The organism is Kistimonas scapharcae, assembly GCF_039540975.1.
GTDB lineage: Bacteria > Pseudomonadota > Gammaproteobacteria > Pseudomonadales > Endozoicomonadaceae > Kistimonas > Kistimonas scapharcae.
Map to the genome: position 1 here is coordinate 102744 of NZ_BAABFL010000081.1, position 7413 is coordinate 110156.

At 40.7% G+C, this 7413-nt stretch carries 5 protein-coding genes and 1 pseudogene; all 6 read left to right on the top strand.

Features of this window, described 5'->3' with window-relative positions; translation table 11 throughout:
* Positions 1-172 precede the first annotated feature (172 nt).
* Positions 173-1276: a sugar transferase gene (locus ABD892_RS04980; protein ID WP_345194279.1), complete on the top strand. Its 1104-nt coding sequence runs from the start codon at positions 173-175 to the stop codon at positions 1274-1276.
* Positions 1260-2084: a glycosyltransferase family 2 protein gene (locus tag ABD892_RS04985; RefSeq protein WP_345194281.1), complete on the top strand. Its 825-nt coding sequence runs from the start codon at positions 1260-1262 to the stop codon at positions 2082-2084. The genes ABD892_RS04980 and ABD892_RS04985 overlap by 17 nt, the downstream gene beginning before the upstream one ends.
* 59 nt (positions 2085-2143) lie before the next feature.
* Positions 2144-3460, top strand: a complete 1317-nt coding sequence (locus ABD892_RS04990) for a flippase (protein WP_345194282.1) — start codon at positions 2144-2146, stop codon at positions 3458-3460.
* Positions 3438-5771, top strand: a complete 2334-nt coding sequence (locus ABD892_RS04995) for a polysaccharide pyruvyl transferase family protein (protein ID WP_345194284.1) — start codon at positions 3438-3440, stop codon at positions 5769-5771. Before ABD892_RS04990 ends, ABD892_RS04995 begins: the two co-directional genes overlap by 23 nt.
* Positions 5768-7000, top strand: coding sequence for a glycosyltransferase (locus ABD892_RS05000; RefSeq protein ID WP_345194285.1), 1233 nt, complete (start codon positions 5768-5770; stop codon positions 6998-7000). The genes ABD892_RS04995 and ABD892_RS05000 overlap by 4 nt, the downstream gene beginning before the upstream one ends.
* Before the next feature lie 140 nt (positions 7001-7140).
* Positions 7141-7248 (top strand): annotated as a pseudogene (locus ABD892_RS27040) (IS1/IS1595 family N-terminal zinc-binding domain-containing protein); the annotation flags it as partial.
* Positions 7249-7413 lie beyond the last annotated feature (165 nt).

Here is a 7413-nt window from a genome sequence, read left to right on the forward strand (position 1 = left end):
GTGTCTTTTGATTAGTTAGAGCCACTGACTGCTTTTGCTTCGCCTTTGTCTACGTCCACAATCGATGGATTGTATGAGTACGAAAATGCAATACTTAACCCAACAACATTCCGCAGCTAATGTGCAGAAAAGTTTGGTATCACACGATTCAGATAAAAACAAAAAAGTGATTATGGAATTTGCAGTTGATAACAGGAAAGTCAGGTGTGAAGAACAGTGGCTTCAGAATGAGGAGCAATCTGATTATGTCACTCTGAAACCCGAAGCAGTACTGGGCGAGGGTGGGTTATTTGCTAGCGTTCAGTACCACATAAATTGCGAAAGCACAGCTAAGTCACCTGAAAACAAAATTTGGCGTAGAACCGACTTCAGTACTGAACAGCCTCTATACGTCTATACGCCGAAAGAAAAAATTGCACTGGTGCGTTATGTGCTGGAAGAGAAAAAAATCAATTACATCCTGAATGATTATTCCCTGACGGCAGCTGAAGCGAAAGGGAAAACCCTATGCCACTACTACACAAGGGCACTGAGTGTTGCCCATCGTGAGTTTCTGGTCAAAAAGCTGAAGTATGGTGCAAAAGTAGAGAGCCTGGTGGAAGAGATTGAAAATCGATTCCACTATACCGAAGTCCGGTTGCTGAATTCAGACTTCTACATTCACAGCAAGAAATTCTCGGTACTGAGAAGAAAGCATCACACCATCCCCAAGCGGATTGTGGATATTCTGTTTGTCTTTCTTCTAGCGCCTGTTGCTATTCCGATCTGCCTGATTACCGCGTTACTGATCAAACTCGAATCCAGAGGGCCGGTTCTGTTCAGGCAAGAGCGTACTGGTTTGTTTAACCAGCTATATACCGTGATCAAATTCCGTTCTATGGCCGCTGATGCCGAAAAGCACGGTGCCCAGTGGGCCAGTAAAAATGATATGCGGATTACACGCGTGGGCAAGATTATCCGCAAAACCCGGATTGATGAACTGCCCCAGCTGATCAATGTATTAAAAGGCGAGATGTCCATGGTGGGCCCCCGCCCGGAACGGGAAGTATTTATTGATCTGCTGGAGAAGGAGATACCCTATTATCGCTTTCGTCATGCTGTCAGGCCGGGTGTGACCGGTTATGCGCAAGTCTATTACCCCTATGGTGCATCGGTAGAAGATGCGGTTTGGAAGCATAAATACGATATGTATTACATCAAGCACCAGACCTTGTGGTTAGATTTGAAGGTGCTGGCAAAGACGGTGACAACTGTGCTGTTTGGCAAAGGTACCTGATATCCCTGCTTCAAATTTATTGTTTCATGCTCTGGAAGATATTATGGATTTTACGGTCATCACAGTTAGCTACAACGCTGAAAAAACGATAGCAGAAACCATTAACTCGGTTCTTTCTCAACAGAATATAAGCTTCGAATATCTAATCATTGATGGTGCCTCAAAAGACAACACCGCCAACATTGTCAGGAATTTTACCGATAGCAGAATCAATTTTACCAGTGAACCCGATCGAGGGCTTTATGATGCCATGAACAAAGGCATATTAAAGGCTAAAGGAAAATACATCGCCATATTAAACTCTGATGATATCTATTCTGACGAAACAGTACTGTATCGGGTAAAAATGAACTTTGTCCAGGATAATGCCGATATCGTTTATGGCAATCTTGCCTATTTTTCAGATAAAGACCGAAAAATCAAAAGACGCTGGCGTGCGGTGCTGCCAAAATGCGACAAACGTTTTGAAGCATTGTGGACAAATGGCTGGCAGTGCCCACACCCGAGTACGTTTGTAAAAAAAGAAGTTTATGATGAGGTAGGAACATTTAAAGCGGATTATAAAATATCAGCTGATTATGATTTTCTTGTGCGCACAGCTGTTCAACATAAAAAGAAGTTCTCCTATATTGATGATGTTCTTGTAAAAATGCGTTTAGGAGGAGAAAGCACACGGGGCTTTAAAAGCATTATCGAAGGTAATCGTGAGGTTCTAAAAACTTGGCAGAGCATAGATATAAAGCCAAGCTTTACCATTATTCCACGAAAATTACTTTATAAAGTTTATTTCAGTATTTCTAGTCGCTAATAGTGATAATGGTTTCATATTTATTAGCGATAAAGTAATGCTTGCATTGGAGACAGTATTTGATTATTACTAATGCGTTATGGATGATATTTGAAAAAGCAAGTAGGCTGGTAATTGGTGTTGCTGTTAGCGCAATGTTGGCTCGTTACTTGGGGCCCAACGGTTTTGGGTGTTTGAATTATTCTATTGCCTTGCTTTCCATAGCAACAGTGTTAAGTTCTCTTGGGCTAAATAGACTTATTGTTAGAGAAGTCGTAAACCACTTAAATGACAAATACTTTTGCCAGGTTACAGTGGCTTCCTGCTTTTATATGCGTCTCGCTGTGTCATTATTAATATTGCTAAGCATAATTCTCATTGCTTTTATATCAGTAGATGAACAAATATTGTATACGGCTGTTATTTTTGTATCATTACTCTTTATTTCGTTTGATGTTTTTGATTTTTATGCTCAAGGGTTATCAGAGTTCCGAATAATAAGCATTTGTCGGTTATCTTCATTTATTATCACATCTTTGCTCAAAGTTGCCTTTGTATTTTATGGGGGCACACTATTGGGGTTTATCGGTTTGGTAGTATTAGAATATGCTTTGACTGCACTATTTTTCTATGTTTTCTTTGTTCATTCGAAAAAAATAAATTGGCGAATTAATAACGATTACAAACAACGTGCCGAAATACTTGTATCAGAGTCGTGGCCTGAAATCGTAGCTGGGTTTGGTGCTATCCTATTCATGCGCCTTGATCAAATATTTTTACAACTTATAGCTGGCTCCGAGAGTGTTGGCATATATTCAGCAGCAACTCGAATTACGGAGGCTTGGTACTTTTTGCCAACGGCTATTGTCTCTGCAACATTCCCAAAGCTCCTTGATATTAAAAAAGTCTCTTACAAAAAGTACTATGATGGTATCCAGCTTTTAACATCAATACTAGTCATGCTATCTTTATTAGTTGCTGGTTTTTTTACCCTGTCAGCAAGCTGGATAGTAAACCTACTATTTGGAGGTGAATATTCTCAAAGTGCGAGTGTCATTGTGCTTCACACGTGGGGCGCAATATTCCTTTGTATGGGAATTTCATCTGGTTCTTGGTTAGTGGCTGAAAAAAAACTTAAGCTAAATTTATTACGTAATATATTTGGTTTGGGGGTTAGTGCAACAGCTAATTACTTGCTAATTCCTAAATATGGTGTAACCGGGTCAGCTGTATCCACTGTTTTAGGGCTTAGTGCTGCTTTCTATTTTTTCGACTTACTGCACCCCGAACTTAGGCAAATGTTCTTTCTGAAGTGCAGGGCATTTTCCCCTTTTAATCTTTATCATTTAATTAATTCCAGAAGCAATCTTTTGAATGAAAGTAAAATCAATATATAAACACCTGAGCAACTCTTTCTTAAGCAATAAAAAAAGGCTTGAGAAACCAACGGTAGTTCAGTTTCCTGTTAATGACATTTGCAATTCTCGGTGTCAAATGTGCCGTATCTGGGAAAATAAACAGGGCACTGATATTTCTGTTGAACAACTGCGAACGGGGTTGAGTAATGAACTTTTTTCAGAGGTTGAAGGTATTGGATTTAATGGTGGGGAACCCACGTTACGTAAAGATTTATATGAAATAGTAGAGGTGGCATTAAAAAAGCTTCCAAAGCTACAGCATGTCTCGCTTATTACTAACGGCTTCAAATATAAACAAGTCATAGAACAAATTGACAGAGTAGGCCGTTTAGTTAAGGCAAATAATAAATACTTTGATGTTATGGTGTCACTAGACGGCTTCGGTGACATGCATGACAAGGTTCGTGGACGAAGTGGTAACTTTGAGAATGCCAAGAAAGTACTCTCTTTCTTAGCAGGTTTTGACGCCGTTGATAATGTGCGCATAGGTTGTACTGTCATTAGAGAAAATGTATTTCATTTAGCAGATCTGCTTGAGTATTGTATTAGTCAAAACCTCTATATCAAGTACCGGCAAGGTGTACCCCATCAACGTCTTTATACTGAGAATTTGCTTGACCCTTATGCTTTAACTTTCGAAGAAAAATATGAATTTGTCGAATTTTTGGAAGGACTGATTGAGCACTATGAACCAAGCCCGTTGCAGCGATTGTTTTATCGCTCATTAATTGACCAGATACTGTATAACAAACCACGCTTGGCTGGCTGTGACTGGCAACATCGAGGTGCAACCATTACAGCTAAGGGTGAACTTGCCTACTGTGCGGTGAAGAGTAATGCCCTGATGAAAAATATTGCTGAAGGGAGTCCGATACAGGCTTATTTTGGTAATCAGACCCATCTTCAAGAGATTATTAATAAGGAATGTGCCAATTGCCATCATGACTATGTTGGAATACCAGCTCCTTCACAATATCGTCGCCTTATGTTTTCTCAAATTGACGAAAAGTTGAGAGTTAAAGCTACATTACGAAAAATACCTGGTTTTTCTCAACTAAATAGACTTCGGCATAAACATTACTACCGCAAATTGCTGAATTACTTCATTGAACAGCCTGAATGTATCAATCAAGCCAATAAAACTGTTAAGCAAGTGCTTATCTGTGGCTGGTATGGTACAGAAACATTGGGAGATAAAGGTATCATTGGTGGTGTTATACACACCCTGCGTCAACACCTTGGTAACGATGTCCAATTCACTATTGTTGCACTTTACCCCTATATCAGTGAAATGACACGGGGCCAGATGCCAGAGCTCCACGGTGCTCGAATTGTTCCTCCTGAAGATGGAGTTGGTTTAGCTAATCATATGGACTATGTAGTATTTGGCGGAGGGCCGCTAATGGCAATCGATTCATTGGCACCTATGCAAGCAATTTTTGAGCGGGCAAAATCAGGTAAGGCATGTACTATAGTTGCAGGTTGTGGCGTCGGACCTCTGGGAGAAACTTGGCATAACCATAGCATTTCGAGGATTCTTCAATTATCGGATATCCGTGTATACCGTGATGCTCGTTCACGTGACTATGCAGAACAGATAGGTACTGACACAACCCTGGATGCGGTAGCCGAAGACCCCGCATTCACTTGGTTGGCCACTGTATCTGACCAGCTACCTAAGCAACAAAAGCGCACTGAAAAACAGATATTACTGCTTGGATTGCGTGATTTCCCATATCGAGAGTATGCACGCCATATACCGGAGAAAGCAGCCTTAGCAATTAAGAACAACTATGAGCAAGTGGTTATTGATGGGTTAACCAAATTGGTCGCTCAACGACCAGACCTTGTGATTAGGCCTCTTCCAATGTGTACCAACCACTTTGGCTCCGATGATCGCTGGTTCTATCGACGTCTTTTCCGTAACCAACACCAACTAGCTGATGCACTTGATTATTCTCTGTTGGGGCCTGAGCTGCCTCCAATAGATTACTGTAAAGAATTTCGTAATGCTGATGCCTTGCTTGCTATGCGCTTTCACTCATTGGTCTTTGGTCTTGGGCTAGGCATTAACGCTGTAGGCCTCGACTACACTCTTGGTAAAGGTAAGGTTCGCTCTTTAGCTGAACGTTTTGGAGCCCCTTTACTGGCGATGACAGATCTGGATGTTGATACTTTTACCACTGCGATAGAAAAAGCTTTGGATGCACCGTTAGCACAATCAATAACCAAGGAAAACCTGCTATTTGAGCCTCAATTATTAGCAAAATTGCAGGAGTTTAATGCATGAAGATCCTGCACTTGTGTTATAGCGATCTTGATGGTGGTGCAGCACGTGCAGCCTATCGACTTCACTGCGCCCAACGCAGTGAGGGGATGGACAGTTATATGCTGGTCATCAATAAATGCTCTGATGACCCATTCGTTCATACGGTCAATGGTTATAGAAAGCTACGCATCAAAGTGGCGTCTTTCATTGCCCAACGAATATTACGGTTACAGAAAAGTACAAATTCAGTTCATCATTCACTCAACCTCTTTCCTTCGGGTTTGCTAAAGGACATTCAAAGAATAGGCCCAGACATCATAAACCTACATTGGCTGGGTGGCGAAATGCTTTCAATCAGTGAGATAGCTCGCTTAAAGCAACCGGTTGTTTGGACATTACATGATATGTGGCCCTTCAGTGGTTGTGAACATTACGATGATGACCTTCCGTCAGAACGGTATCTCGCAGGTTACACTGCAGAAAGTCGCCATTCCCACCATAAAGGATTCGATCTGGACCGATGGGTATTTCATAGAAAGAAAAAGGCATGGGCAAATAAGAGCTTTCATATTGTAACCCCCAGTCATTGGCTTGGTGATTGCGCTAAAAAAAGCACACTTTTTTCTCGTCATTCAATTCAGGTAATTAGTAATTGCATTGATCATAATAGGTATAAAGCTTTGCCAACAGAGTTAGCACGGAGTGTGCTTGGACTACCACCGGAAAAAAAACTATTGCTATTTGGTGCTATGTCAAGTACATCGGATCCTCGTAAGGGGTATCACTTGTTAATTCCGGCCTTGCAGAAGCTAAAAAGCGAGGGTAAAGCTGACAATCTGGAATTAATTATTTTTGGTGCTAGCCATGGGGAAGCAGAAGAAGAAACGGGTATCATTACACATTATATGGGGCGTTTGAACGACGATTTCAGTTTATGTTTATTGTATAATTCTGCAAATATTTTTATTGCTCCATCTTTGCAAGATAATTTGCCGAATACTGTAGTTGAATCTTTATCTTGTGGTACACCATGCATTACATTTGATATTGGCGGGATGAAAGATTTGCTTTGTGATCCAATGTTAGGGACGAAATGCCAGTCGATTGATTTTAATTGTCTAGCTGAGGTTGTTAAAAAAGAGATATCTAGGGAAGAAAAAAAAGACATGATTTCAGGATTTAGTTTAAAAAAGCATTCTCAAAAAAAAATAGCGGAAGCCTATAGAAAAACTTATCATCTTCTATTATAGAAATATAATTAATGGTCCTGAATCAGATGCGTTGACGCCGTATATTTCATGAGCAGGTTTTACTGATATTCCGCTCATTTTCCTATGGCTGTAGTTGAAGTTGTATGTGTACACTATGATCCCATAGATGGGATTGTAAAAACGGTAAAGCACCCTCAGGTAAGCAACACTATCTGTGCCGTAGCTGTGGAAAAAGCTTCCAGCTTGAGTCCATCTATAATGCCAACAAGCCCAGTACTCACGAGTGAACTAAATAAAAATGGTTATTAATGGCTCTGGCGCCAGGGATATAGGCCTTGTTTTTGGAATTAGTCAAACGACGGTTATCAGTTACGGTGTTTGTCAACATAGTTGTCGCCCCAACTCAAGCCGCTTTCTTAAGTTGATCAGCTGAAGATCTGTCGGGATTAAGC

Excerpts from the sequence above, each read along its gene's own strand:
- ABD892_RS04980 (WP_345194279.1), top strand. The coding sequence starts at position 173 with ATGGAATTTGCAGTTGATAACAGGAAAGTCAGGTGTGAAGAACAGTGG.
- ABD892_RS04995 (WP_345194284.1), top strand. The coding sequence starts at position 3,438 with ATGAAAGTAAAATCAATATATAAACACCTGAGCAACTCTTTCTTAAGC.
- ABD892_RS05000 (WP_345194285.1), top strand. The coding sequence starts at position 5,768 with ATGAAGATCCTGCACTTGTGTTATAGCGATCTTGATGGTGGTGCAGCA.